Genomic DNA, 26,225 nt, shown 5'->3' with positions numbered 1-26,225 from the left:
TATTTCTTATTATCACTTTTTGTTACAAATCTTCCATTTTTTTCTACATTCCACCCCAGCTTATACTTCTTTACTTCTCTTTAGTCCTTTTTAACTTCCACTGACACTCCTCCGGATGGAACAACAGCACAAAGGGCACCATTTTTCCTTCCACTAATGCCTGGCAGGTATATTCCCAGGTCAAAATACCCGCATACCATTTTTTCTCTGCGCGCAGTACGATAATATGATCCACAGTTAAAATTTCCTGCCGGTCACTTTGAAGTTTCATCATCAGAGGCATCGCTTTTCCACCTGCTGTAAACCAGCATTTTACTGCTGCTTTTTGCAGTGTTCCCCTAATACTTCCAAAATCCCGGCTTCTGATATCTCCTTCTGCCCGAAATGCCATTTTTACCACTTCCTTTCTGACTCTTTTTGTTCTGCTTCATAATCCACAGTTCGTTTTTCACGGCTGATGCCTCCGCTCATATGATCTATGTTCAGCGGATGATTCACAAATACCCCGCGCCTGAGAGCATCCGGTCCATAACGCTTTCGCACACTGTCAACTGCCAGATTCCACATCTTTAACTTCCCATAGTCTGTCCTGTCAAACATATCAATCTGCCTCATATCCAGAGCTTCCCTGATTTTTCCGGTGTAAACTCCAAGATGCCGGATGGGTGTGCCATCCCACATCTGCATAAAGATCTCCACGGCATACTTATAAATTTCTTCTGTAATGTCAGTGGCAGAAGAAAGCGTCATCTGATGTCCGTAATATCTGAAATCATATGTTTTTATTCCCACTGCAATAACTTCTGCCTGTACTTTTGCCTGCCGCAGACGCATACCAACTGTTTCTGCTAATGCCAGCAATACCAGCTTTGCTGTGGGTACATCCCTTACATCAAAAGCAATGGTAGTGCTGCTTCCATAACCTTTTTGCGGCTCCGGCACGGCCTGTACAGGATCAGCATCCCGCCCGTTGGCAAAAGCCCAGATGATTTCCCCGTGCTTTTTCAACGTTTTTTTCAAAAAAGCGGGGTCTGTCCGTGCCAGCTGCCCTATGGTGGATATCCCAAAGCTGTGCAGTTTCTGTTCCGTGGCCCGTCCCACAAAAAACAGTCTGCCCACTGGAAGACTCCACATCTTATTTTCTATCTCTCCCGGAAATAATGTATGCACCCGATTGGGCTTTTTAAAATCTGATGCCATTTTCGCCAGAACTTTATTTGTAGAAACTCCTATATTTACAGTAAAGCCAAGTTCTTTTAAAATTTTCCCCCGCACCTGCTGTGCCGCCTCCTTTGGCGTTCCCCACAGCCATTTTGTTCCACTCATATCCATATATGCCTCATCAATGGAATACTGCTCCACACAAGGAGTATATTCTTTTAAAATCTGCATCAAAGCTTTAGAACAGCGCTCATACAGATCATAATGAGGCGGTACCACAAGCAGTCCGGGACATTTTTGCCTTGCCTTTAAAATACTGTCCCCTGTTTGAATTCCGTATTTTTTTGCAGGAATCGACTTTGCCAGAATAATACCGTGGCGCATAGCTGTATCTCCTCCCACCGCCGAAAGTTCTTCCCGCAGATCTGTCTGCACCCCCAGATAGTTCATCCGATGTACCGCCTCCCAAGATAAGAAAGCAGAATTGACATCCACATGAAAAATAATCGGTTCCATAAAAATAAGCTCACCTCTTCCCAGCATTCTCAGAACTGTGAATGATTCTGTTATTATATATGCATTATACCGAACATATATTCGTTTTTGTAGTGTAAATGTCTTCCAGCACAGAATGCCAGGGAACAGACCGACTTCTATAGAAAAGAATGTGTAAAGCACATTCTCCGCCTGCGGCGGGTCGCTTTTGCGACATGACTCCATTCCGCCGCAGTGCGATCCACAGCGAAGCGTTTTTTTGCTCTATAGGAATCGGTACTTTTCAGTTTTATCGCAACACAGCATTTCCTATAGAGTAACAAAAAACTCTCACGGAAAAGTATTCTAAACCAGATAAAATTCTGTTTAAAATACCCTTCTGTGAGAGTCTCCTTCTACTTTTTCCTATCCAAGAATTGCCTTGTCATTTGAAAATTCTCCACCGCTGGCCTGCTCAAATTTATGCAGCAACTCCTCTACCGTGAGTTTTTTCTTTTCTTCACCCCGGATATCCAGAATCACTTTTCCTTCCATCATCATAATCAGTCTGTTTCCATGGGCGATGGCATCTTTCATATTATGGGTAATCATCAGCGTTGTCAGATGCTCCCTGTTTATAATTGTTTCTGTGGTTTCCAGCACTTTTGCGGCAGTTTTTGGATCCAGAGCCGCAGTATGTTCATCTAAAAGCAGCAATTTGGGCTTTTTTAAAGTCGCCATCAGCAGTGTAAGCGCCTGACGCTGGCCGCCGGATAACAGCCCTACTTTGGATGTCAGTCTGTCTTCCAGACCAAGATCTAAAATTTTTAACAGTTCTTTATATTCTTCCCGTTCTGATTTTTTAATACCGGGACGCAGAGTCCTTAGACATCCCCGCCTTTTTGCCAGCGCAAGGTTTTCTTCAATTCCCATGGTGGCGGCAGTCCCTGTCATAGGATCCTGGAACACACGTCCTAAAAATTTAGCCCGTTTATGTTCCGGCAGCCTTGTTACATCCTCACCGTCAATAAGAATCTGACCTTCGTCTACAGACCAGGCTCCTGCAATCGCATTAAGCATGGTGGATTTCCCGGCTCCATTTCCGCCGATGACGGTAACAAAGTCCCCTTCCTCCAAAGTCAAAGATAATCCGTTCAGCGCTACTTTTTCATTTACAGTACCGGGATTAAAGGTTTTGTATATATTTCTAATTTCCAGCATTTGAAGCGCCTCCTCTTCTTATTCCTTTTGAAAAATATCTGCTCTTCCAGTATGGAACCGCAAGGAATATAGCTACTACAACAGCTGTCAGTAATTTCAGCAGGTCTGTATCCACGCCCATAAGAATCACAATCTGAAGCACCAGATAATAGATGATAGATCCAAGTGCAACAGCAACCAGACTTAAGGCAAAATTTCTGAAAATCTTTCCGAAAATCGCCTCACCGATAATCACTGCTGCCAGGCCGATAACAATTGCTCCACGTCCCATATTAACGTCTGCAAAACCCTGATACTGCGCCAGAAGCGCACTAGAGAGACCTACCAGTCCATTTGAAATCATCAAACCAAGCACTTTATTAAAATTCGTATTAATCCCCTGTGCTCTTGCCATATTTCCATTACATCCGGTAGCCCGGAGCGCACACCCGATTTCTCTTCCGAAAAACCAGTACAGCACGGCAACCAGCACTACAATCATAATGGCAACTACAAAAATGGTATTTTTATACCACGGAACATCCTTTACAAAACGCAGGGAAACTAACAGATCATATTTATCCACATTAATAGACTGATTTGCCTTAGTCATAATTTTCAGGTTAATGGAATACAGCGCCAGCTGTGTTAAAATACCGGATAAGATTGCCGGAATCCCCATAAACGTATGAAAAATTCCCGTAATCAGTCCGGCCGCCATACCCGCAAGCGTAGCCACAATCAAAGATACCACAACTCCGTGACCAGAAAGCATCATCATAATACAGACTGCTCCACCGGTACACATACTTCCATCCACCGTCAGGTCCGCAATGTCCAGAACTCTGAATGTTACATAAACGCCGATAGCCATAATGCCCCAGATCAGCCCCTGGGCAACTGCTCCCGGCAGTGCATTCAATAAAATTGGAATACTCATGTTCCTTTCTCCTCTCGAATTATCTCTCAGTCGTTTTTAAACAATAAACAGTAAAATGGCAGCGAAACCACCATCTCGCTGCATAGAAGTACGGGAAACCAGTGCAGCCGGCTTTCACCGAAGGCTGCACTGCTGTATACAGGATTCCTCCTGTATAAAAAACCCTTCTTTATTTTTCAATTGCCACCGCTTCATCCGGAACTTTAATGCCCAGTGCCTCTACATTCGTAGGATTGTATTTCATTGTAATATTCTGTGAATATTCAATGGGCATCTTAGAAACATCTGATTCACCGGTCAGAATTTTAGCTGCCATCTCTCCGGTGGTGTAACCGATGTCATAATAATCCACGCAGATTGTAATCGTACCGCATCCGCCGCAGATTCCCTGGTCTCCGCCCACTACAGGTACTTTGGCTGGAAGGCAGATATTATCAATGATTCCTGTATTAGATGCAACCGTATTGTCTGTGGGCACATAAATCAAATCGCTTGCTCCTGCTGCTGAACTTACAACTGAAGACAAATCATTAGAATCAGAAAAAGCATAATATTCGCATTTATATCCCATTTTCTCAAGATACTCTTTCATAGTATCTACCTGGTATTTGGAATTTGCCTCTGCAGAGCAGTAAAGAAGCCCAACATTTTTTGCATCCGGAAATACACTCTGAACAAGCTCTGCTTGTTTATCCAGCGGCGCCAGATCAGCGGTTCCTGAAATATTTCCGCCTACAGTACCGTTGAAATCGTCAATCTCCAGGGCAACACCATACTCTGTTACACAGGTTCCAAGAACCGGAATGGTATTGGTTCCTGCTGCTGCCGCCTGAAGCGCCGGCGTGGCATTCGCCAGAATCAGGTCAACGTCATTGGAAACAAATCCGTTAATAATTGTAGAACATGTATTAGAATCATTCTGTGCATTCTGCTCGTCAAATTCTACCTTATCTCCCAGCTCCTCCTTCAATGCAGCCATAAATCCTTCTGTAGCCGCATCCAGAGACTCATGCTGTACCAGCTGGCAGATACCAACCTTATATTCCGCCTTCCCCGATGCGCTGTTCTCAGACTTTGCTGAAGATTTAGAATCATCTGCTTTTCCACAGGCCGCAAGCCCGCATACCATTAATGCAGTCAGTAAAACTGCTACCATTTTCTTTTTCATCTCGTCCTCCATTAGTCCCAAATATGTTTATTATTTTACATTCTCTAATCCGTAAAGTCAATTTAATTATGACTTTTTCTGCATAAAAATCATAACATTTTTTTTATGAAACAAAATTATCTTATAAAAAGAACCAGTGCGCTCCTGCATGGAATATTTTTCTGTTTGACAAGAATTTTAAAGAAAATAAAAAACCAGCCTTTAAAATCTCCTCCTATGAGATGATTCCAAAGACTGATTTTTTTCATCTGAATATTATTTTGATATTTCTGCTGCTTTTCCTTCACAGCCTAATACTTCACGGATCTTATGAGAAACTACCTCTTTTACATAGGCACGGCCTACTTTTAAATATTCTCTAGGATCAAATGCTTCCGGATGCTGGAACAATACTTCTCTGATTCCGGCTGTCATTGCAAGACGAAGGTCGGAGTCAATGTTAATTTTACATACAGCTGACTTTGCCGCCTGACGAAGCATCTCCTCCGGAATACCAATAGCATCCGCAAGATTTCCTCCGTTTGCCTGAATAATCTTTACATATTCCTGAGATACGCTGGAAGCTCCGTGCAGAACAATCGGAAACTCTGGGAGACGCTTTGTAATTTCTTCCAGAATATCAAAACGAAGCATTGGCTTTTGTCCCGGTTTAAATTTAAATGCACCGTGGCTTGTTCCAATTGCAATTGCAAGAGAGTCAACTCCTGTGCGGTCAACAAACTCTTCCACTTCATCAGGATGTGTATATTTCGCGTCTTCCGCGCTGACTTTTACATCATCTTCCACACCTGCCAGCTGGCCAAGCTCACCTTCTACAACAACACCTTTGTCGTGAGCATATTCTACAACTTTTTTTGTCAGCGCAATATTATCCTCAAAAGAATGATGAGAACCATCAATCATAACGGATGTAAATCCACCGTCAATACATGCCTTACAGATTTCAAAATCTGCGCCATGATCCAAATGTAATGCAATGGGAAGATCATTTTCAATCAGCGCAGCCTCAACCAATTTCACCAGATAGGAATGGTTTGCATATTTTCTTGCACCTGCAGATACCTGCAGAATCAACGGTGCATTTAACTCTCCGGCAGCTTCTGTAATCCCCTGCACAATTTCCATATTGTTTACATTAAATGCTCCGATGGCATAACCGCCTTCATATGCTTTTTTGAACATCTCTTTCGTCGTAACTAAGCCCATTTCAATAAATCCTCCTTGTTAATATCAATCAGAATTGGATAAGAAACTAACAATATCCATACGTATATCTTTGCGCATTTAAGACGCTTTGTCAATAAAATCTTTGCTTATTTCTGCATTCCTGACAAAAAATTAACAAACTGTTGAGCTGTTCTTCCGGAAATTCCTCCATGACTCAGTTCCCATTTATTTGCCTCCCCACACAGCAGCTCCTCACTCATAGTAATCCCGTTCTTTCTGGCAAGCTCTGTTACAATATGGAAATACTCTTTCTGGGTGGGTTTGGAATAATTTATAGTACAGCCAAAACGATGCACAAGGGAAAGTTTTTCTTCCATTGTATCTGAACGGTGCATTCCGTCAGCCTGCTCCACATCATTTCTGTCGCTCCAGTTTTCTTTAATTAAATGACGTCTGTTGGAAGTTGCATAAATCAGAATATTATCCGGTTTCGTTTCCACACCGCCCTCAATCACTGCTTTTAAAAACTTATATTCAATCTCAAATTCTTCAAAGGACAGATCGTCCATATAAATAATAAAACGATAATTTCTGTTTTTGATCTGAGCAATCACATTGGACAAATCTTTAAACTGGTGCTTATAAATCTCTATCATCCGCAGGCCCTGGTCATAATATGCATTTACAATGGCTTTAATACTGGTAGACTTCCCGGTTCCGCTGTCCCCAAACAATAAAGCATTATTCGCTTTTCTGCCCTGAACAAATGCTTCTGTATTCTCAACCAGTTTCTTTTTCTGAATCTCATATCCCACCAGATCGTCCAGCATAACTTTTTCCATATTATTGATAGGCAGAAACGTTACCTCTCCATCATTGCGGTCCTGAATCCGAAATGCTTTATTCAGGCCGAACATTCCAACGCCATATTCTTTATAAAAATCTGTAACCATCCGGAAAAATTCCATCTCATCTTCAGCAGTCTCAAGTTTTTCGCTTAAAGCCTGCACCTTTTCACTGACATTTTTATTATACATCAGCTCTTTTTTTACAATAGCCTTATAATTGGAAATATGACTGAAGCAATCAATCTGGAGTTCTTTTTCTATGGTTGAAAAATCATAATCAAAGAGAGCTTTCAGTGCTTTAAAATCATTCAGTGCAAAATAATTCACACTTCCATCGTTGGCACCAACCTTTTCGCTTGTTATGCTAAAAGAATTTTCATTGGTAATCAGAAAATAAGTGAGATAATTATGCCACAGATTTTTATCAAACCCATATTCTGTGGACAGATTCAGCAAATGCTTGATCTGAGTATATATTTCCCTTGTTAATCCCGCACGGGAAACTGTTTTTTCCTCAAATTTCCGAAAAATCTCCCCCATCTGATATAAAATCGTATCTTCTTTTAAATCTCCATATAAAATCAGTTTTGCAATCTCCTGATACATAACCGTTCATCTTCCTTCCTCTATCGGATTTTTGTATATGCTGAAAGGGAGACTGTATATCAGCCTCCCTTTAAACAAGCTTCGAATGGGACTCGAACCCACGACCCCTTCATTACGAGTGAAGTGCTCTACCAGCTGAGCTATCGAAGCGGATTTGAAATTTCATCTCTTGAAAAACCTTTATTTATACCATTTTCCTTGATTTATCAGGCTTTTCAGCTATTCTTATATCACTTATTAGTTGTCTGACAATTCCTTTTTAATATCCACAGATCTTATTAAAGTTGAAGCTAATTGTGGTAGAAAACTCCATTGTGATAGAATTGTAATAGAATCAATTTCTCATGCGTAAATCAGTGTAAACGATTCAATAGTTCTTGTCAATATATTTATGACAATTAGGGCGTATTCCATAGAAAAAGAATCAATACTCCAGAAATTAACTTTGGCGGAAAAACTGAGAGAAATCATAAATGCAGAAATAAAATAAGCCGAGAGATCCCCTGTTAAGACAAACCTCCCGGCTATGTAAAGTTCCTTTATTGCTGCTGTAAATGGCCTACAGACCGTAACCCACTTTACAAGTCATCACTTTGTCAATTTTTTCTTTTTAATTATAACTATCCCAATTGCCCATAGCAAGGAAGATATCGCAGCTAAAGAAATATAGAATTCCATATTGAATCCATCACCTGTCTTTGGATTATCCAAACTTTGAGTGGTATTAGATACAGACGGTTTATCTGGCATCTGTGGTTCATCGGATATAGACGGCTTATCTGGCACCTGTGGTTCATCTGGTATAGATGGCTTATCTGGCACCTGTGGTTCATCTGGTATAGACGGTTTATCTGGTATTTCATCTTTTTGATTGATAAACAAGACTTCCGCATTTCCATTTTCCGGCACTGCTCCCTGGGCATTCTTGGCAGTTGTCTGATATCCTTCCTGGTCTGCTTCCTTTTCTTCTACCCTATAGCCAGTCCCGGACGGAAGCTCCTCTGCCTTCCTGCTCTCCTGGTCTTTCAAGGTGAATTCCGCGATTCCCTCTTTAAATTCCATATCCCCGTATCTTCCGCTGATTGTTTTATCATCAAGAATAACTGTGAAATGAAACTCTTTATTCGTATCTCCATGCGTTCCTGCAACTTCCTTTGTTACTGTCAGGCTTCCTTTTATACTTTTTGCATTTGTAAACAAGACTTCCGCATTTCCATTCTCCGGCACAGCTCCCTGGGCATTCTTGGCAGTTGTCTGATATCCTTCCTGGTCTGCTTCCTTTTCTTCTACTCTATAGCCTGTTCCGGACGGAAGACCCTCTGCCTTCCTGCTCTCCTGGTCTTTCAAGGTGAATTCCGCGATTCCCTCTTTAAATTCCATATCCCCGTATCTTCCGCTGATTGTTTTATCATCAAGAATAACTGTGAAATGAAACTCTTTATCCGTATCTCCATGTGTCCCTGTAACTTCCTTTGTTACTGTCAGGCTTCCAAGTTTTGGCGGTTGATACGTGTTGGTAATTTGAATCGTAATAGTGCGGGCATCATGGTCAATCATTGCTTCTGTATAACTTGGTATAAAGTTATCTGGTACTGGTTCCTCTACAACAGCGTATGAAAGAGCATCTGCCAGCGTATCGGGAGCCGGAAGCTGTGTAAATTCTGATTCCCATTTATTTGTCTCATCAAGTATTATCGAATCAAGAACAGTATCTCCGACCTTTAGATAAACTGTAACGGGCTCTTTTAAATTTTCATCCGTGTCTTTCCAATCTTTTTTTACCTTCAATGTATACTCATTATCTTTTTCTCCCATGATAATGGCTCCATTTGTACCGATACCGCCTCCACGAGCTGCTTTATTATTTCTGATAAAGAGATCTGCGCTACTTTCCGCAATTTTTTTTGCATTATCAGAAACAACGGCCTTCAAAGCATAGGGCTCCGTACTATTTTTAATTTGTGAAATTGGCTTATCATTACCTTCAGGATTATAGCGTGCAGAACCATCTGGATTTCCTATGACACTACTATCTGCAGCCAGTCCGCCATCTTTGTACCAAAGTACTTGTCCCCCGCCCAAAATACGGTCAGCAAGTGTTAGTATGTAGTTCTTCCCGCTAGTCTTAACGGACACCACATCATCTCCAGCACCGTCTGAGGTATTGTCATAAATCCCCACACCATTCGTAACAAACACCTCTGTATCGCCAGTAGGACACGCCCATACGCCACCCCCAAGTATGGTCGCCTTATTGCCAGTTACCACAGCGTCATGAATGGTCAATTCGTAAGGAACCGAACCGACATACACACCTCCTCCCTGTTTTTCGGCTTCATTATTTTCAATGACCCCCTTTTTAAGGGTTACTTCATTTGAAGAAGAATAAATACCTCCGCCGCAGCCGCCGTCTCCGCCGATCTCTCCCTTTGTCACTTTATTGCCACTGATTGTTCCTCCATTCATTGTAAAACCGGCAGGATACCATTTACTATATGTACCGATGGGCCACCCCTGCTGTTCCGCCTGCTCTACACTTCCAAAGGTACTTAAATATCCGTCAGCGGTAGCCACGCCGCCACCTAATCCACTATTCACAGTATTATTTGAGATTTCTCCTCCCTCCATAGAGACTACAGCATTCCCCTGAATATAAATACCTCCACCTGCCGCTTGGTAGGAGCTATTCGATTGCTTCCATCCCGTACAAGTATTATTTCTAATAACCCCTGCATTCATAACCATCTCTGCACGATGCTCATAATTAGAGCCGATAACGGAAACACCTCCTCCACGATAGCTCGTATTATTTTCAATGAAGCCGCCGTTCATTTCAAAATAAGTGGAACTAGTCGTAAGTCCAGCTTCTCCAAGAACTATAACGGCACTGGCATTGAGCTGCCCATTGTTATTGATATCCATTATCGTCCCATTATTCATAAAGAACTTTCCATTACAACACACCCTAACACCGCCAGCACCATAAAGTGGCACGGCACTCTTTATCGTACCACCGTCCATGATAAATACAGCTTTGTTTCCGCAGACTTGAACAATACCTCCGGCATAATCTGTTTTATCCCATCCATCATTAATTTCATTCCCCTGACAATCCAACGTTCCTTTTTTCAGTTCAAAGGTACCATGACAAGCAATCAAACCACTTAAATAGTCTTGGTATTTCTCTCTTTTGAGGGTTAAACAATCGCTGTCGATGACAAGGGCAGCCCCCGGCTCGATGACAAAAGCTGCATAGTTTGAATTTTCTTTCATTGAAGTCATCATAACCGTATGCTGATTTTCATCACTTGTCAGCGTAACTGACACACCTTTAGGTATCGTAATACTTTTAGACAGTTCTATATCGGACACCACTTTTACTGTAGCATCATCTGTAATATTTTTAATTGCTTCATCAAGGGATGCATACTCTGTATCACCGACTATAGCAACCGTATCAACCGTAAGTGTACTGGTCTTTTCGTTTTTCCTGACTTCATTTTTAATTAAATTTTCGCCACTGACATTACTATCCTGCGTTTCTTCACTATTGGTATTTTTCTTATCTTGATCGCCAGTCCCATTGTTCTCTGATATCATTTCCACACTTTCCGTTTCTTCCTCTATATGGGGTCCAGTGCTCTTCAACACTTCCTGGGACTTCGCGCTTTCATTATTTTGATTGTCCAACACATCATTGTCTGGCATTTCATCTCCATCTCTCATTTCAGATGAGGTCTTTTCCAAACTGTTATCCTTCGCATAAATAGTAATCGGAAATCCACTTGACATACCAGAACATACCAATGCAAAAATTAAGAAAACAGTTATCAAAACCTTTTTCTTTCTTCTCATTCCAATTTTCCTCCTTCACGCTATATAAAAATCTATATAAAAAGGCGCAAACCACCTATTAATTAGGTAATTTGCACCTTTAGAATTTTTATAAAAATATGTATGAAAAAAGAACAGACCTATCTGTCTGTCTGTCTGTCTGTCTGTCTGTCTGTCTGTCTGTCTGTCTGTTCAGAACATACCAGTTACTAAACATAACTGTCAAGTCCTTTCTTTAATATTTTCATTTATAATACTATATCTTCCCCAAAATGTCCAGTATACTTAAATCTTTTATAGACATTCAATCCGAAGTTTATAAGAACAGCAAACGATAAAGTCCTCTATTATGACTGCCAACAAACTACTTCTTTGAAATGTACGATAAACCTAATGCAGTAAAAACTGCAATTTTACTATTTTTCTTTTTTATGAGGTATGTTATATTTTTAATGTAAAATTTTTCTTTATCAAGTCTTCATAATTCTATTACACATTCCCGGACTCCCATTCAGGAGTATTATGGTTACAAAACTACTTAAATTTACCGGAAAATTTTTTCTTTTTTCTGTTACAGGATTTCTTCTGTTTCTGCTGTTACTGCATCTTAGCGGTTTCAAATCCTATTATGTTTTATCAGGTTCCATGGAACCTGAGATAAAAACCGGAAGCATGGTGATTGTAAATACAAATGCAGACAATTTTCAAATTGGTGACATTATATGTTACCAGCTCTCAGATACCCGTGTTACACACAGGATTTTGTCTATTACATCAAAAGATTCTTTTATCACCAAAGGGGATGCAAACGAAGCTCAGGATTTTTTTCCTGTAAACCGGAATATGATTATTGGAAAAGCAGTATTCCACATTCCTTATCTGGGATATCTTTTTCAGATGATTTCAGAAATCCTTACATTCAAATAAATCTTCTGCTTACAAGAAAAATACTTGTAAATACATCATTCGTGAACTGAACTTTAAAGCAGCCACGATATCATTTCTGTCCCGCAAAACAATCCAAATACCAGATATCTGGTCCGGGTAATCTTTCATCTTTTGCGGGACAGCTTAAAATATTTTGTCTCTATTTTACAGTTATTGAATTATTAATCATATCTGTGTGGGTATAATCATCCCAGATACATTTTACATTTTCAAACGTGACAGATGTTCCTTTTAGTTTCTGCTGTAAATTTACAGTAGTCTTAAAAAGCTCTGATGGTTTGTCTCCATACGCACCCTCTTTTATCTTCTGTATGGTAACATTATTATACAAACTGCTGACATTCTCCAGACGGTAACGCAGAGAAAAATTTTCTTCTACCTGATAAGCGGTACCGGCAGGTATATTGAAAAATGTATGAGATACTGTTACAAACCCGCTGCCATCCGGCTTCAATTCATCTGTAAACTCCAGCACCGTACCATATTCATGAGATTTTCCGGCCAGATCCTTTCCGCTGACAGTAAACCGGAAGATAGGATTTCCGTGTGCAAAGGTAATTTCCGAAAACTTCAGTTTTTTTACAACAGTAAGACTGCCATACGGAACATCCTTCATTTCAAAAGTCTGGATTTCCGGTTTCTCTTCGATTTTCACTGTTACCGGATCAGCCAGCGCATAACCTTTGGGCGCTTTTGTTTCTATCAGCGTATAGGTTCCTGCCGGAATCCGGGCAATCTGTTTTGGCGTATCCTTGCTGACAAATGTCAGATAAGTTTTATCGGAGCTGTCCACCAGCTTTAAATGTGCTCCGGCCAGGGGCTGTCCTGTAACAGCATCCAGTTTCCTGATCTGTATTTGGATAGGGGAATTTTTAACCTGAAAGGTTTCCTTCACTTTTCCCTGAATCAGACCTTCATCATCCACCAGAAACTCCCTGACAGTGTCATCCTTTATATATCCTGACGGCGCACCGGTTTCCTGATAAAAATATCTGCCCGGTTTTAAATCTGTCAGTGTAATTTTACCACTGTCATCAGTTTCTAATATCTGATCAAAGGTTTGATCCTCTCTCCAAATATGAAACTTTACCTGACCTATTTTAACTTCCTCCGTTTCCGAAAAAACTTTTTCAGACACTTTTTGCAATATTACCGTTGAGTCCACAATCTTATGTTTTGCCTTTACAATGACAAGATTGGTTTCCATATCAGAATCATTTCCAAAACGCTCCATATGACGCTGTGCAGTATTTTCCCAGGAATAAGTCTCTGTCACAATCCCGTTAGATGCGGTTTCACTGCTCATTTGTTTTTCCTGACTGTTCTTTAGCGAATCCAGATCTTTCACACAACATTTAATTCGAAACTTATAACTGTGCCCATAAAAGCTGTTCTTTTTCAGATAATCTGCTTTTGCCCGAAAAGTAACCTTACTCCCTTTTACAGACACATCAAAATATTTCGTAACATCCGTTCCGTTTTCGTTGTATACACTGCACTGCCCGGTATCTGTTTTCAGAAAATCTCTCAACGTATCTGTAATTTCCAGCTTATCATACTGAAATTCTGCAAGGCTTTCATATGGCACATACTGGTAAATATTGTAATAAAACAGATGATCTGTTTTTCCCAGCAATGCTTCATTCAAATCTTCCTGGACACTAGAAACATGATTTTCTGTAAAATCAGAAGCTTCTACACTTATTGTTTTTACGGGATCCGGCATATTCTGCGCCATAGGTGCATCTGCACTTAATTCAAAAAATGTGTTCATAAACATACCGCCATCATATTTCGAATTTGAATCCTGATAATTATATCCGGTATAGTCTTTTGCATCATAAGCACTCTTACACAAATCATAAAAATGCTGCCATTTGCTGTTGGTTACATTTCCATAGATTTCCTGAAATGCTCCTTTGATAGACTTGGCCGTTCCATTAGTACCGGGACGGTATTTCCCATAATAATAGAAACTCACTTCAGAACCGCTAAAAGACTCCATCACCATAGCTTTTTTCAGGCCATTGGCAAAATTGGTATCCGTATCTGCATAAAAAACATATCCGGATGAATATCCAGTGGTATTCACTTTCAAATTACTGTCCGAATCATCATACACATAGTATTGCTTTACATTGTTTTTGTACATCAGAACTCCCTGATTTACATCCACATCTCCAATATTAAAATGCCCTGACAAGTTCAGTTTTTTGTTGGTCCCATGCTCATAAAAAGTCAGTGTCATCTTGACTCTTCCATACCTGGACATAAGTATTCCAATAGACCCTTTTTCAGCCGCAAAACTAAACGGGAAATTATTTCCGTCATCGGTTTTCGCAAAAGAAACACTATTTACCGTTACTTTAATATCCACAATATGAGGATTGTCTGAATTATCATACCAGGTTCCCACATTTGCATATTTAATCCAGCAGTCTGAAAAATCTTCTTCTGATGTTCCGGCAAAAATAAAGCACGGCTTTGATAAAATATCTGTTTTGGAACAATTAGACATTGCAGGCGAATCATTGGCCCCTTTTAAAGCTGTACCTTGGGCTGTCACCACAGTTTTACTGTTAACTCTGGGTGTAAAGGAGTAGGTTCCGGAAAGGGTGGACTTATCATTTACAACCGTAATCAATTTGTCCCCGTCCATTTTATATGCATACTGGTCTGCAGCATTTACCGGCATAGGCAATAACAAAAACACCATACAGAGTATAACCGCGATACATACAGCAGCAACGGACTTCTGTGTTAAATCAGCTCTTTTTCTCAAGAAATCCCTCCTTCTTCAGCCTGCCAGAAAGATATCCTACACCAGCACCTAAAATGCCTGCACCCCCAAAGCATAACATACTCTTCCATAGAAAATCTGATGTTTTCGGAACCTGTATGACAGCACTCTGGTCATCATGATATTGTGCAGTGAATATCCACTGAGTTTCACAGGTTTCCAGTGCATATGTATTATCCAGCTCTTCTGGAACTGTCAGCTTAAAATCCAGTCCCGCATTTGTTTTACCTTTAAATGTTCCAAGCTCCATTCCTTTTTCCAGTATTTCAGAAGACAGTTCTCCATGAAATAATCTCTCTTTGTCACAGGAAATTGTAAGCTGGATTTCTTCCATTAGTTTTTTCTGAATATCTGATAAGCTTTCCGGATTTTTTACAGAAAACAAGATACTTACATTTTTTTCGGATTCATTATTCAGATAAATCTGATCCTTTAGCTTATCCCCAGGCATCAGATTCTTTAGATTTATGAAAAAATCATCCGGCGCAGAAAGCAGTTCTGACGCTGCTCCATTAAAAGTAACTGACAGATTCTGATACTCGCTTTGTCTGGATACAGCCTTTCCATTGCTCTCTTTTATACTTTCCAGAATTTTTTCATCCCTCCAGGGCTTCTGTGAATCAAAATCCGGTATAAAATTATCTGCCTGGATTGCATCCGCCTGAATCAGAATACATGTGTTCTGATCTGAACTTTCTTCTGTAAAATATTCTGGAAAAGCAACCTCCCGAAATAATTCTACACATTCTCCCGTGTTAAGAATCTCTTTGTAATAATAATAATCACCGATTTTTAACCATTGGTCACTGATCCCTTTCAGGCAATTTTCGTCTGCCAGGAAAATCTGTTCCGGCTTTTCCGTCCTGGCGCTGACATTTTCAAAAGAAACTTTTGCCCTGATGTAAACCGGTTCATTCTGGTTTGTAATCGTGGGAATTTTAGACACTGTCTGCCCGGGAACAATAATCTGATAATCAGTAAATTCCTCTTTTTCCCCGTCATCATTGACAGCATATTCTTTGAGTCCAATCCGAACATTCCCTACTTGTGCATGATTTGTGACCGCAGTGACAAAAGACCGCATAGCAAAAACCCCCTGAATCGTACAAACAACTGCCGCAGCTGCCAGAAACACAGGCAAAATTATATACTTATTTCTCTTCACTTATATCCCCCTGTCTCTGCTCTGTATAATAATTCCACGCTTCTTTATAATCACGAAACACCCGATTACCATGTACTGCCTGTACAGACTCCTCCGAAACATATACCTGGAAGGATTCTGTTTCCGTCAGAGAACCGGTATCTTTTTCTTTGGGTATCTTAATACCATCAAAAAGATCTGTAGTGGATTCTCCCGGTGAAAGCATTTTCCTGTAATAATAACAGTCGTCTTTCATATCATAAATCCAGTCATCTGTATCCAGATTCAAAAGCTCTGCATTCCAGTCACTGCTGCTGAATGTCACAGACAGACGGACATAGGAATCAACGATGCCGTTGTTTGTAACACATGCCTTTTTGCTGATAATTTTCTCTTCCTCTTTCTCAAAATCTTCCGGATAAAATTCTTCTGTTACAGATGTATCCAGCTTTCCAATCATAAACTGATTTACAGAAGGTTCCCCTTGATCACTTAAAAAGGCCTGTGTCCCGGAAAAAATCCCCCAAATAGCAGCAATAGAAAAAAACAAAGAAAAAATCACGGTTAATTTCCTTTTATATCTTTTCATTCATATACAGCAGCGGTCTGCCTGCCTCCTTTTTTCCGTTTTTCTATTTTTCTTCTTTTCCATTTGTATTTACCACCGTTCCTTCCTGACCAAGATTCTGAATAATATATTTGTCATAGGCATTTTTAGCCTGCTCTGTAACACTCTCAGAATCCCCTCCGGTATTTAAGGTCTGTATTGCATAATACCCTACCTTAACATCCAGCTTTTCTTCATCCAGCTGCCCTTCTACCACATTAGCAAATGTAATCTTGTGAAACAGCGGTTCCGAAGTTTCCTCCGGTTTTAAAATTTTATTAAAACAAAACGTATAGACCATGCAGTTATTTATTTCTTTTTTGTAAAGAAGTGTCCACGAATCATTCTGTTCACTGATACCAATCCCATCTGTTAATGTCTGAACAACTTTCTCTTCACCATCAAACTCAAACAATTCAATATGAGATAGTTTTCCATCATTGGCCCTTTTTCCTGATGCATCCGTATAAATAACATCTGCCATAGGAACCGACACTTCCATATACACATAGGCGTCATTTTTCCCGACATTTCTGATCTGGGGATCTTTCCTCCAGGATTGTGTCGGCACTATATCTTCTGCAATTCCACCCGGATCATCGTTCCCGTCCGGGTCCCACCCGGGTTCCTCTCCTTCAATAGATACTTTCCCTACTGTAAATGTGTTAACAGTCTCTTTATGATCCGTCAGATAAGCCATAGTTCCACCGGCAAGACCCGCTGCACTAACGGCACAAAACAGAACTGCCAAAAATCTCAGTGACTTTTTGTTCTTTTTTAAAGCTTTACGAAATGCCATATAAATATCTGTTCTCCTTTTTGATTCAAATTAAATTTTTTGTTTTTTGGAAATAACGTACAGAATTGTACAGGATAAAAATTGTAAGATGACCTCTCAGTCCGTGTATGTACGACAAGTATATCACAGCAAAATATTTTTTCAACTACATTTTTTATTTTTAGTTATAATACACAAAAAAATTAAACTATTTTTGTACATATATATTTCTGTAAACTACTTGCTGCCATAAAAATTTCATGCTACAGTTTAACTATCATTTTCGTCCACACTATTCCTTTCCTGAGAAGGAGGAACAATGAATTATCAATCTTTTAAAAATTCTATTATAGAATATATCCGGTATCAGCTTGGCAGTACCTATCATATCTTTATTCAGTCAATTATAAAAAACAATGGTATCCGGCTGGATGGATTAATCATCATGCCGGAAGAAACTAATATCGCCCCTACCATTTATTTAAATTACTACTTTCAAAAACTTAAACAGGGAATCCCTTTTGAAAATATCTGCACAGAAATTATAAATTACTATCAAAAGCACCATCCGGAATCATCTGTTGATATTCAGTTCTTTACTGATCTAGAACAAATCCAAAGCCACATTGCCTATAAATTAATTAATTTTGAAAAAAATTTAAGTCTGCTGGATGATATTCCCTATATTCGTTTTCTAGATCTGGCAATCGTATTTTACTGTCTGCTCCCTTCTTCCTCAGAGCAAAATGCTTCTATTCTCATTCACAATCAGCATCTGAGTATGTGGAACCTTTCCCTGACAGATCTCTACTCTATTGCCAAAACAAATACACCTGATCTTCTTGGATATGAACTTCTAGATCTGCATTCCATTTTACGTAATTCCGATGTTTCAGAAATTCCCCATCAGGAATTTTGTCTGACAGCCACCCCCTGTGCCTCTGATGAACAGTATCCCATGTATGTTTTAAGCAGTCAGAACCGTCAATACGGAGCTGCCTGCATTCTTTATCAGAATCTGCTAAAACATTTTTCACAAAAAACAGATATGGACTTCTATATTCTTCCCAGCAGTATTCACGAAGTGATACTCGTTCCTACTGCCAACAGGTATTCACTTTTTGAACTCTCCGAAATGGTCAGTTCTATCAACCATTCAGAAGTAAATCCCGAGGATGTTCTTTCAGACCACGCCTATTACTATTCCAGAGAAGAGGATCGTATTTCCATGTGACAATCACAAACTGGAATTCAAGTCTCGCTATATGAAATCAGCAAAAAATAAAGGCAGACTGCTCTGATCCTGTCTTTGGATATCCCTGCAACCTGCCATTCATTTACTTTCGCTTTTTACTAGTTGATCTTTTATTTTTTCCTGCTGTTTTCTTTGGTTTCGAATCCTCTACCTTTTTTCCCATAGACTTCTGAGACAATGTCTCATCTACTTTTTTCCGCAGCAGAACCGCAGCCTTTTCCGCTTCCTGCCGCACCTTCTCCTGTTCAATTTCTGTACTTTTTATTTGAACTAACATATCATATAATTCCGCATATTTTTCAGCTGACTTTATCCAGGAATAATCCTGCTGCATTCCCCTCAACACAACATCATTCCACTGTTCTCTATGATTCCTGTATACATGGTAGGCACAGCGAATCACAGACATCATATCATCTGCATGGTACGCGGTAAAAGAAAAACCTGTCCCTGTTTGATTACCTTCTTGATATGGCTTGATAGTATCCTTTAACCCTCCGGTCTCCCGCACAATTGGAACGGTTCCGTATCTTAGGCTTATTAACTGGCTTAAACCGCATGGTTCAAACATAGAAGGCATTAAAAAAGTGTCTGCTGATGCATAAATACGATGTGCCAGCTCCTCTGAATATCCGATTCTCACCGCCATGCGGTGTTGATACTTCTTGGAAAAACTCACAAGCATTGATTCGTATTTTTCTTCTCCGCTCCCCTGCAGGACAAGCTGTACATCCTGCAATTTCATAATCTCTTCTATTTTCTGCGCTACAAGATCAAAACCCTTTTGATCTGTCATTCTGGAGACCATTCCGATTAAAAAAACATCATCCCGGACTCCAAGTTCCATCTGTTCCTGCAGCGCTTTCTTATTCAGTTTTTTTTGGTCCTGCCAGTTTCCAACACCAAAATTCGCCGCTATCAATGGATCTGTCTCAGGATTATATACTGAATAGTCCAGACCATTTATAATTCCAAACAGCCGACAGCCGCGCGCCCGCATCAGACCATCTAGGCCTTCTCCGCCGTCACGCTCCTGAATTTCCTTGGCATAACTTTCACTGACAGTTGTAATGATATCGGATTCTACAATCCCGCCTTTAAAAGGATTCGCCTGACCATAACATTCCATTGTGTCCATGGTAAAACAGGAATCCGGAAGGCCGGTAATATCCCGATATGCATCCATATACCATCTTCCCTGGTACCGCATGTTGTGAATTGTAAATATTGTTTTTATATGCCGGTAAAAACTGTCTGCCTGAAACTGTGTTTTTAAAAACACAGGAATCAAACCGGTCTGCCAGTCATTGCAGTGAATAATGTCCGGGCAAAAATCAAGCAGGGGCAATACAGTAAGAACCGCTTTTGAAAAATATGCGAACTTCTCTGCATCCAGATAGATTTGATCATACGGAGCCGGGCCTGAAAAATAATATTCATTATCAATAAAATAATAAATAATCCCGTCTGCCTCTCCCTGATACACCCCGGCATATTGCTTTCTCCAATTCAAACAGACCTCTGTCTCCGCTGATTTTTTTAATCCTCGCAAAAGAGACCTGTCCATACATGCATATTTCGGTAAAATCACACGTACATCATATTCTTTCTTATCGAAATATTTGGGCAGCGAGCCGATCACATCAGCAAGCCCCCCTGTTTTTATAAATGGAACAGCTTCAGAAGCTGCCAGTAATACGTTTTTCATCTGCTTTCCTCCGGGACTCATCCACGTACTGTCAAATAAAAAGCTTAAGTCATTAACAACTGTCTTTTTATATGACCCATTATACATGATTACCCGTCAGGAAACTACTGTTTTCCACCTATAAATCATATTCCAGTCTGATTTTATCAGATATTAAAGCTATAAACTCTGAATTTGTAGGTTTTCCTTTTCCATTATGTATGGTATAACCAAATAATTCATCAATTGTATCCATTTTCCCTCTGCTCCATGCTACTTCAATAGCATGACGAATCGCCCGTTCTACTCTGCTTGGCGTAGTCTGATATTTTTTCGCAATGGTAGGATACAAGATCTTTGTAATAGAGTTCAGCATATCAATATCATTTACAGACATGATAATTGATTCTCTTAAGTACTGATAGCCTTTGATATGTGCCGGTACTCCGATTTCATGAATAATATTTGTTACATCATTCTCCAGATTTCTTTTTGAAAACTGTTTCACATTTTCATAGGCTCCAACGGAACGGATCTCGTTTGGTCTTTTCTGATTATTTCTCTTCACCATTTTAATCCTGTTGACAATAATATCTCTGTCAAAAGGCTTCATGATATAGTAATCTGCACCTCTGCGGAACGCATCTTCTGTAATTTTTTCCTGCCCGATTGCACTAACCATGATGAAATTCGGAAGTTTTTTCAAATTTTTGTCATTTCTTACTTTATCCATGACACCCAATCCGTCGAGTTTCGGCATGACAATATCTAACAATACCACATCCGGTTCCTTCGTTCGAATCATTTCATATGCTTCTTCTCCATCTTTCGCAGTTCCTATCACTAGTAATTCTTCATCATTTCTGACAATATCTGAAAGTAAACGTACCATATTCTCGTTATCATCTGCGATAGCGACACTTAACTTTTCCATAATTACCTCCGTTTTTGTCAAAAGTATTCTATCAATGGAACTAAAGGTATTATAATCATACTCCAGATAGACTATTGTCGAAGACTGTCGATACCATAAACCAATATAAAACGTTAAATTCCTTCAAATTTCTTCATTTCATATTGTTTCGGTATATTATCATGAAAATCCACAAAATACTAGGCGTAAATCCATATTTTTCCTATTTCACTAAATATTCAGCAATAACCTTGCTGTCAATGGTAAATTCTGACGGTCCCATATAGCCTGGTGCCACTTCATACTTGTCAAAACAGATCACAATATTACCTTCCCTGTCAAAATAAAATTTTTGGTTTTCCTGAATTGCTTTAAAATTTCCATCTCCTATTTCCGAATTGTTTAACCAGTAAATCACATCCGGATCCGCATCCATCTCCTTTTTCATCTGCTTTTTAATTTCATTGCTGATAACCGCTCTATAGTCTGAACCCCGTTTAAAAATGTCTTTCAGCTGAGCAATTTCACCTGTTACTTTGTTAATATGATAAAAATAAGAATAAAAATTACTGCTTCCTGCAGCTTCATATACATCAATCCGAAGAGTAAACCACTGATCCGTATTTGTTACAACCTTATGGCTTACGGTGACTCCTCCGTAACTTTGTCCGTTTTTTACATCAGCTTCAAATTGCTGAATCAGACGTTTTGTCATCTCATCAACTTCTCTGTTAATTTCATCCGCCGATTTTTCTATACCGGCTGTTGATGTACTCTCTTCTACCACAAGCCTGGGTACTGACACATCGGCCTGATATCGCTCGCTTTCATAGCGGTATTCCTCTGGAACTACAACACTGATAACAGCACCCAGAACCGGTATTTTCTGCATAGCATAGGCAATTGTTTTAGAAGTATTGGGCAACACAAAAATCAGCAGCAATACAGCCGCAGCTGCCAAAACACGTCCCAGAAACCGTTTTCTTTTTCTATCCCTCTTTATTTTTACTGCCAGTTTTACGGCTGTCTCTACACCGGATCTTCCTTCTGATGGAACCGGAATATTCTGATACTCTTTTTTCAGTTCTTCAAGTTCTCTCCATTCCGTCAAGATCACCCCTCCTGTTCCATTGCCTTTTTCAAGGATTTCAAAGAACGATACAGTCTGCTTTTTACGGTGTTCTCATTCTCTTCCAATATTTTAGCAATCTGAGAGATAGGCAGTTCCTCAAAAAACCTTAATCTGATAATCGTACCTGCAGGTTCTCCCAGCTGCCGGATAGCATTTTTCAGATCCACATTTTCATAATGATCTTCTATTCCTTCTGCAATATCAGAAATCTCAGCAAACTTCTGTTCCTGTTTCCGTTTTTTTATATAATTCAAAGCAGTACGGATCATCACACGATAGATCCATGTTTCTATAAATTCTTTCTGCCGGATACTGCCGCATTTTAAAATAGCTCTGTAAGCCCCTTCCTGTACAATATCCATAGCATCCGCTTCATTTTTTGCATAACTGTATGCCAGACGGTAATACCTGTCATAATTTTTCGTCAGCGCCTGATGAACACAGTGCTCTATATTCAAAGCTTCTTTTTTCTTAACAGTTTTGTCCTTTTCCAAATCACTGTTTTTGCTATTGACTTCCTTCATAACATTAGACACTTTTCTTCTCCCAAAAGTTTCTCTTAAAGTTAAATTTCACGTACTTCATATTTTCTTCTGCTGCAAAGACTTGCATGTTTTGATCTATCTCTTATAATAAACATAGTAAATGAAAGGAGTATGTTGTTTATTATGCAGTCAAAAATTCAGCCTTCTGAATCTGTTTTTGTTATATCACTTCTGGCAGTCACCGGCGGTTTTTTAGAATCTTACTCTTTTGTCTGCCGGGACCAGGTTTTTGCCAACTGTCAGACCGGCAATCTGGTTTTGTTTGCTATGTATCTATCTTCTCAGGAATTTTTCCGGGCTCTTTTCTATCTGATTCCTATTTTGGCATTTATCGCCGGTATCCTGCTGACAAACCGGATTCGAGACCGGCTGTCCCCAAATTTTCTGCACTGGAGACAGATGACCCTGGTACTTGAAATGATACTGATGTTTCTTGTGGGCCTGATTCCCTACGGCACTTACAATATAGCTGCAACCACACTGATTGCTTTTGCCTGCTCCATTCAGGTAGAAACTTTCCGGAAAATAAAAGGAACCGGCTGTGCAACTACCATGTGTACAGGAAACCTTCGCAGTGCTGTCGATTTTTTGTATCAGTTTTTTGTAAACAGAGACACAAAAAATCTGACAAAATCCAGGTATTATTTCATTATTATCGGAACCTTTTTGCTGGGTGCAGTACTTGGCAGTATTACAACAGGCATCTTTGGCATTCCCGCTGTCTGGTTCACTTTGATTACACTTGCGGCCGCCTTTGCCTCCATGTTTCGGAAAGCCTAATCCCACTGACGGTATCCCTGCTTATTTTACTTTAATCTCCAATTTTATACAATAAAAGAAATCCTTAATTTCAATGGAAGGCGTTACTTATGATAACAAAAAATATGATTCAATCAGAAATAGAACACTTTATTCAAAAGTATCCGCTGCCGGATGATTTCTCCCATATATGGGAAGCACCATTGACAGGATATGCCGATGCCTCCCACCCTTACTGGAAAGAATTAAAAAACCTGGTACACCGGGAACATGACCAGCCTATGGAGATTCTTCCGGGCGCAACAGTTGTTCTGGCATATTTCATTCCATTCTCTAAAAATATCGGTCAATCTAACCGTTTTTGCGGACTTGCTTCTCCGGAATGGGCCAGAGCCTATGAAATAACCAATGCAATGTTTCCAAAATTGAACCAGCATATCATTCATTTTATTACAGAGCACGGCTATCAGGCAGCTGTTTCAAAGGCATCCGGATTTTTTGATCGTGAAAATATCACCGGCAGATGGTCATTCCGACATATTGCCTTTCTGGCAGGCCTTGGGACTTTCGGTCTGAATCGTATGCTGATCACAAACAAAGGCTGCTGCGGCAGATTAAACGCCATTGTTACAACACTTCCCTTTGCGGCAGATGAACCTTCTGTATCTGAAAACTGCCTGTATAAATCCTCCGGCAGCTGTATGGCCTGTGTCAAAAACTGTCCTTCAGGAGCTCTTACATCTTCCGGATTTGACAGAAAGCTCTGTTTTACGCAATGCCTGAAAAACGCATCCGTGTACACCCAGTTTGGAAGTTCCTATACAGAAGGAAACGGCAGTGCATCCGGCAGTGAAGTCTGTGGAAAATGTCTTACACCTCTCCCATGCACATTTCAAAATCCCTGCCAAAAACAGAACTGACATCCTCTCTGTTATTGCAATAAAAAAAGAATCCCGCAAAAGCAGGACTCTTTTTCTATTGCAATACCTTTAATGATAGTTTCCTGTGGCATCAGGAACGATAATCTCCGTTAATTTTTACATAATCATATGTAAGATCACATCCCCAGGCTTTCGCACAGGCATCTCCTTGATTCAGATTAATCTCAATCCCAATTTCATCTGCACTAAGTACTATTTTTGCCTCATCTTCTGAAAAGGGAACACCTGCTCCATTTTCACAGACATGAATCCTGCCCTTATCAGAGACAAGGTCTACCGCTACTTTCCCTATATCAAATTCAGCGGGAGCGTATCCCACCGCGCACAAAATTCTTCCCCAATTGGCGTCTTCCCCAAACATCGCACATTTAAAAAGCGGAGAACGAATTACACTTTTTGCAACGACAATCGCAGTATCCAGGTCAGGGGCCTGGCTGCAGGTACACTCTAACAGCTTGCTTGCGCCCTCTCCATCTTTTGCCAGCAGTTTTGTCATAGTCATCATTACCGCATATAAAGCATTTTTAAATACCTGATAATTTTCATCCTCTGATGAAATCTGTTCATTCCCTGCCATTCCATTTGCAAGAATACACACCATATCATTGGTAGAGGTATCTCCGTCAATACTAAGACAGTTATAAGTTATCTTTACAATTTCTCCCAGTGCCTTTTTTAGCAGCTCAGAAGAAATATCTGCATCCGTTGTAATAAAATTCAGTGTAGTTGCCATATTCGGATGAATCATTCCACTGCCTTTTGCCATTCCGCCAATCCGGCAGACCACATCTCCAATTTTAAAAGATACCGCCACCTCTTTTGGAAATGTATCTGTAGTCATAATGGCATTGGCCGCCTTTACATGATTCTCTGTGGAAAGACCTTCTGACAATTCCTTTATATGAAGCTCTATTGGTTCAATGGGCAGAACCTGGCCAATAACCCCTGTGGAAGCTACAATCATCTCTTCCGGCTTCACCATAAGAGCCTCTCCGGCAAGGCGGCACATGGCTTCTGCCTTTTTAACCCCGTCAGCATTGCATGTATTGGCATTTTTGCTATTTACAATGACACCTCTTGCTCTTCCCCCGGTAAGTTCCAGATTCTTCTTTGTAACAAGAATTGGAGCCCCTTTCACCTTATTTAAAGTATATACTGCAGCTGCATTACATACACGCTTACTGAAAATGAGACCCAGATCATTTTTTTCCTTTACCGGATTTAGTCCGCAGTTGAGACCATTTGCCAAAAATCCCTTTGCTGCACATACACCGCCTTCTTCACATAAAAAACCTTCAATTTTTTTTGCTGTCATATC

21 protein-coding genes and 1 tRNA gene are annotated in these 26,225 nt (G+C 40.0%); 4 read left to right on the top strand and 18 right to left on the bottom strand.

Features of this window, described 5'->3' with window-relative positions; translation table 11 throughout:
- Positions 1 to 70: 70 nt before the first annotated feature.
- From OCV88_RS01615 to OCV88_RS01575, 9 genes are all read right to left on the bottom strand, one after another.
- Positions 71 to 391: a hypothetical protein gene (locus OCV88_RS01615; protein ID WP_158423902.1), complete on the bottom strand. Its 321-nt coding sequence runs from the start codon at positions 389 to 391 to the stop codon at positions 71 to 73.
- A 2-nt stretch (positions 392 to 393) separates the two neighbouring features.
- Positions 394 to 1,677: a DNA polymerase Y family protein gene (locus OCV88_RS01610; RefSeq protein ID WP_262590590.1), complete on the bottom strand. Its 1,284-nt coding sequence runs from the start codon at positions 1,675 to 1,677 to the stop codon at positions 394 to 396.
- A gap of 384 nt (positions 1,678 to 2,061) precedes the next feature.
- Complete coding sequence (locus OCV88_RS01605; RefSeq protein WP_158423901.1) at positions 2,062 to 2,856, bottom strand: ABC transporter ATP-binding protein; 795 nt, start codon at positions 2,854 to 2,856, stop codon at positions 2,062 to 2,064.
- Positions 2,843 to 3,775 carry an ABC transporter permease gene (locus tag OCV88_RS01600; RefSeq protein ID WP_158423900.1) on the bottom strand — a complete coding sequence of 311 codons (933 nt, stop codon included), beginning with the start codon at positions 3,773 to 3,775 and terminating at the stop codon, positions 2,843 to 2,845. Before OCV88_RS01600 ends, OCV88_RS01605 begins: the two co-directional genes overlap by 14 nt.
- 169 nt (positions 3,776 to 3,944) lie before the next feature.
- Positions 3,945 to 4,943 (bottom strand): ABC transporter substrate-binding protein, encoded by a 999-nt coding sequence (locus tag OCV88_RS01595; protein WP_158423899.1) that lies wholly within the window; start codon positions 4,941 to 4,943, stop codon positions 3,945 to 3,947.
- Positions 4,944 to 5,198: 255 nt separating this feature from the next.
- Positions 5,199 to 6,149 (bottom strand): class II fructose-1,6-bisphosphate aldolase, encoded by a 951-nt coding sequence (gene fba, locus OCV88_RS01590; protein WP_158423898.1) that lies wholly within the window; start codon positions 6,147 to 6,149, stop codon positions 5,199 to 5,201.
- Between the two features lie 107 nt (positions 6,150 to 6,256).
- Positions 6,257 to 7,564, bottom strand: coding sequence for an ATP-binding protein (locus OCV88_RS01585; RefSeq protein WP_158423897.1), 1,308 nt, complete (start codon positions 7,562 to 7,564; stop codon positions 6,257 to 6,259).
- A gap of 77 nt (positions 7,565 to 7,641) precedes the next feature.
- A tRNA-Thr gene (locus OCV88_RS01580) sits at positions 7,642 to 7,714 on the bottom strand.
- Between the two features lie 438 nt (positions 7,715 to 8,152).
- On the bottom strand, positions 8,153 to 11,419 hold the full coding sequence (locus tag OCV88_RS01575; RefSeq protein WP_158423896.1) for a DUF7601 domain-containing protein: 3,267 nt from the start codon (positions 11,417 to 11,419) through the stop codon (positions 8,153 to 8,155).
- A gap of 501 nt (positions 11,420 to 11,920) precedes the next feature.
- Between OCV88_RS01575 and OCV88_RS01570 the strand changes: the two genes are divergently transcribed.
- On the top strand, positions 11,921 to 12,325 hold the full coding sequence (locus OCV88_RS01570; protein WP_158423895.1) for a signal peptidase I: 405 nt from the start codon (positions 11,921 to 11,923) through the stop codon (positions 12,323 to 12,325).
- Between the two features lie 160 nt (positions 12,326 to 12,485).
- On the opposite strand, the gene OCV88_RS01565 is transcribed toward OCV88_RS01570, so the two are convergent.
- The 4 genes from OCV88_RS01565 to OCV88_RS01550 all read right to left on the bottom strand — a co-directional run bounded on the left by OCV88_RS01565 (position 12,486) and on the right by OCV88_RS01550 (position 17,696).
- Entirely contained in the window at positions 12,486 to 15,128 is a 2,643-nt protein-coding gene (locus OCV88_RS01565; protein WP_158423894.1) for an MSCRAMM family protein, read from the bottom strand.
- Positions 15,112 to 16,311 (bottom strand): hypothetical protein, encoded by a 1,200-nt coding sequence (locus OCV88_RS01560; RefSeq protein WP_158423893.1) that lies wholly within the window; start codon positions 16,309 to 16,311, stop codon positions 15,112 to 15,114. The genes OCV88_RS01565 and OCV88_RS01560 overlap by 17 nt, the downstream gene beginning before the upstream one ends.
- On the bottom strand, positions 16,298 to 16,852 hold the full coding sequence (locus OCV88_RS01555; protein ID WP_158423892.1) for a hypothetical protein: 555 nt from the start codon (positions 16,850 to 16,852) through the stop codon (positions 16,298 to 16,300). The genes OCV88_RS01560 and OCV88_RS01555 overlap by 14 nt, the downstream gene beginning before the upstream one ends.
- Positions 16,853 to 16,922: 70 nt before the next feature.
- A complete protein-coding gene (locus tag OCV88_RS01550; protein ID WP_158423891.1) occupies positions 16,923 to 17,696 on the bottom strand; it encodes a SipW-dependent-type signal peptide-containing protein in 774 nt (257 codons plus the stop codon).
- A 298-nt stretch (positions 17,697 to 17,994) separates the two neighbouring features.
- On the opposite strand from OCV88_RS01550, the gene OCV88_RS01545 reads away from it, so the two are divergent.
- Positions 17,995 to 18,909, top strand: a complete 915-nt coding sequence (locus OCV88_RS01545) for a DUF5688 family protein (RefSeq protein ID WP_158423890.1) — start codon at positions 17,995 to 17,997, stop codon at positions 18,907 to 18,909.
- A 103-nt stretch (positions 18,910 to 19,012) separates the two neighbouring features.
- Here the strand turns inward: OCV88_RS01545 and glgA are convergent, their stop codons facing one another.
- The 4 genes from glgA to OCV88_RS01525 form a co-directional block, all read right to left on the bottom strand.
- Positions 19,013 to 20,638: a glycogen synthase GlgA gene (gene glgA / locus OCV88_RS01540; RefSeq protein WP_158423889.1), complete on the bottom strand. Its 1,626-nt coding sequence runs from the start codon at positions 20,636 to 20,638 to the stop codon at positions 19,013 to 19,015.
- A gap of 118 nt (positions 20,639 to 20,756) precedes the next feature.
- Positions 20,757 to 21,551: a sporulation transcription factor Spo0A gene (gene spo0A / locus OCV88_RS01535; RefSeq protein ID WP_158423888.1), complete on the bottom strand. Its 795-nt coding sequence runs from the start codon at positions 21,549 to 21,551 to the stop codon at positions 20,757 to 20,759.
- Between the two features lie 202 nt (positions 21,552 to 21,753).
- Positions 21,754 to 22,641, bottom strand: coding sequence for an anti-sigma-V factor RsiV (gene rsiV, locus OCV88_RS01530; protein WP_158423887.1), 888 nt, complete (start codon positions 22,639 to 22,641; stop codon positions 21,754 to 21,756).
- Between the two features lie 2 nt (positions 22,642 to 22,643).
- On the bottom strand, positions 22,644 to 23,198 hold the full coding sequence (locus tag OCV88_RS01525) for an RNA polymerase sigma factor (RefSeq protein WP_262590589.1): 555 nt from the start codon (positions 23,196 to 23,198) through the stop codon (positions 22,644 to 22,646).
- Positions 23,199 to 23,330: 132 nt separating this feature from the next.
- Between OCV88_RS01525 and OCV88_RS01520 the strand changes: the two genes are divergently transcribed.
- A complete protein-coding gene (locus OCV88_RS01520; RefSeq protein WP_262590588.1) occupies positions 23,331 to 23,987 on the top strand; it encodes a YoaK family protein in 657 nt (218 codons plus the stop codon).
- A gap of 89 nt (positions 23,988 to 24,076) precedes the next feature.
- The gene (locus OCV88_RS01515; RefSeq protein ID WP_262590587.1) at positions 24,077 to 24,886 is read left to right on the top strand and encodes an epoxyqueuosine reductase; all 810 of its coding nucleotides are present in this window, start codon (positions 24,077 to 24,079) and stop codon (positions 24,884 to 24,886) included.
- A gap of 91 nt (positions 24,887 to 24,977) precedes the next feature.
- On the opposite strand, the gene argJ is transcribed toward OCV88_RS01515, so the two are convergent.
- A complete protein-coding gene (gene argJ, locus OCV88_RS01510; RefSeq protein WP_158423885.1) occupies positions 24,978 to 26,222 on the bottom strand; it encodes a bifunctional glutamate N-acetyltransferase/amino-acid acetyltransferase ArgJ in 1,245 nt (414 codons plus the stop codon).
- Between the last annotated feature and the right edge of the window lie 3 nt (positions 26,223 to 26,225).

The organism is Brotonthovivens ammoniilytica (assembly GCF_025566885.1).
Classification (GTDB): Bacteria; Bacillota; Clostridia; order Lachnospirales; family Lachnospiraceae; genus Brotonthovivens; species Brotonthovivens ammoniilytica.
Note: the sequence above shows the minus strand (reverse complement) of the source record. Positions and strands in the feature narration are given on the sequence as shown.

Coding starts and splice junctions, on each gene's coding strand:
- OCV88_RS01615 (WP_158423902.1), bottom strand. CDS start 391: ATGGCATTTCGGGCAGAAGGAGATATCAGAAGCCGGGATTTTGGAAGT.
- spo0A (WP_158423888.1), bottom strand. CDS start 21,551: ATGGAAAAGTTAAGTGTCGCTATCGCAGATGATAACGAGAATATGGTA.
- OCV88_RS01585 (WP_158423897.1), bottom strand. CDS start 7,564: ATGTATCAGGAGATTGCAAAACTGATTTTATATGGAGATTTAAAAGAA.
- OCV88_RS01520 (WP_262590588.1), top strand. CDS start 23,331: ATGCAGTCAAAAATTCAGCCTTCTGAATCTGTTTTTGTTATATCACTT.
- glgA (WP_158423889.1), bottom strand. CDS start 20,638: ATGAAAAACGTATTACTGGCAGCTTCTGAAGCTGTTCCATTTATAAAA.
- OCV88_RS01610 (WP_262590590.1), bottom strand. CDS start 1,677: ATGGAACCGATTATTTTTCATGTGGATGTCAATTCTGCTTTCTTATCT.
- argJ (WP_158423885.1), bottom strand. CDS start 26,222: ATGACAGCAAAAAAAATTGAAGGTTTTTTATGTGAAGAAGGCGGTGTA.
- OCV88_RS01605 (WP_158423901.1), bottom strand. CDS start 2,856: ATGCTGGAAATTAGAAATATATACAAAACCTTTAATCCCGGTACTGTA.
- OCV88_RS01515 (WP_262590587.1), top strand. CDS start 24,077: ATGATAACAAAAAATATGATTCAATCAGAAATAGAACACTTTATTCAA.
- OCV88_RS01600 (WP_158423900.1), bottom strand. CDS start 3,775: ATGAGTATTCCAATTTTATTGAATGCACTGCCGGGAGCAGTTGCCCAG.
- OCV88_RS01545 (WP_158423890.1), top strand. CDS start 17,995: ATGAATTATCAATCTTTTAAAAATTCTATTATAGAATATATCCGGTAT.
- OCV88_RS01595 (WP_158423899.1), bottom strand. CDS start 4,943: ATGAAAAAGAAAATGGTAGCAGTTTTACTGACTGCATTAATGGTATGC.
- fba (WP_158423898.1), bottom strand. CDS start 6,149: ATGGGCTTAGTTACGACGAAAGAGATGTTCAAAAAAGCATATGAAGGC.
- OCV88_RS01550 (WP_158423891.1), bottom strand. CDS start 17,696: ATGGCATTTCGTAAAGCTTTAAAAAAGAACAAAAAGTCACTGAGATTT.
- OCV88_RS01570 (WP_158423895.1), top strand. CDS start 11,921: ATGGTTACAAAACTACTTAAATTTACCGGAAAATTTTTTCTTTTTTCT.
- OCV88_RS01575 (WP_158423896.1), bottom strand. CDS start 11,419: ATGAGAAGAAAGAAAAAGGTTTTGATAACTGTTTTCTTAATTTTTGCA.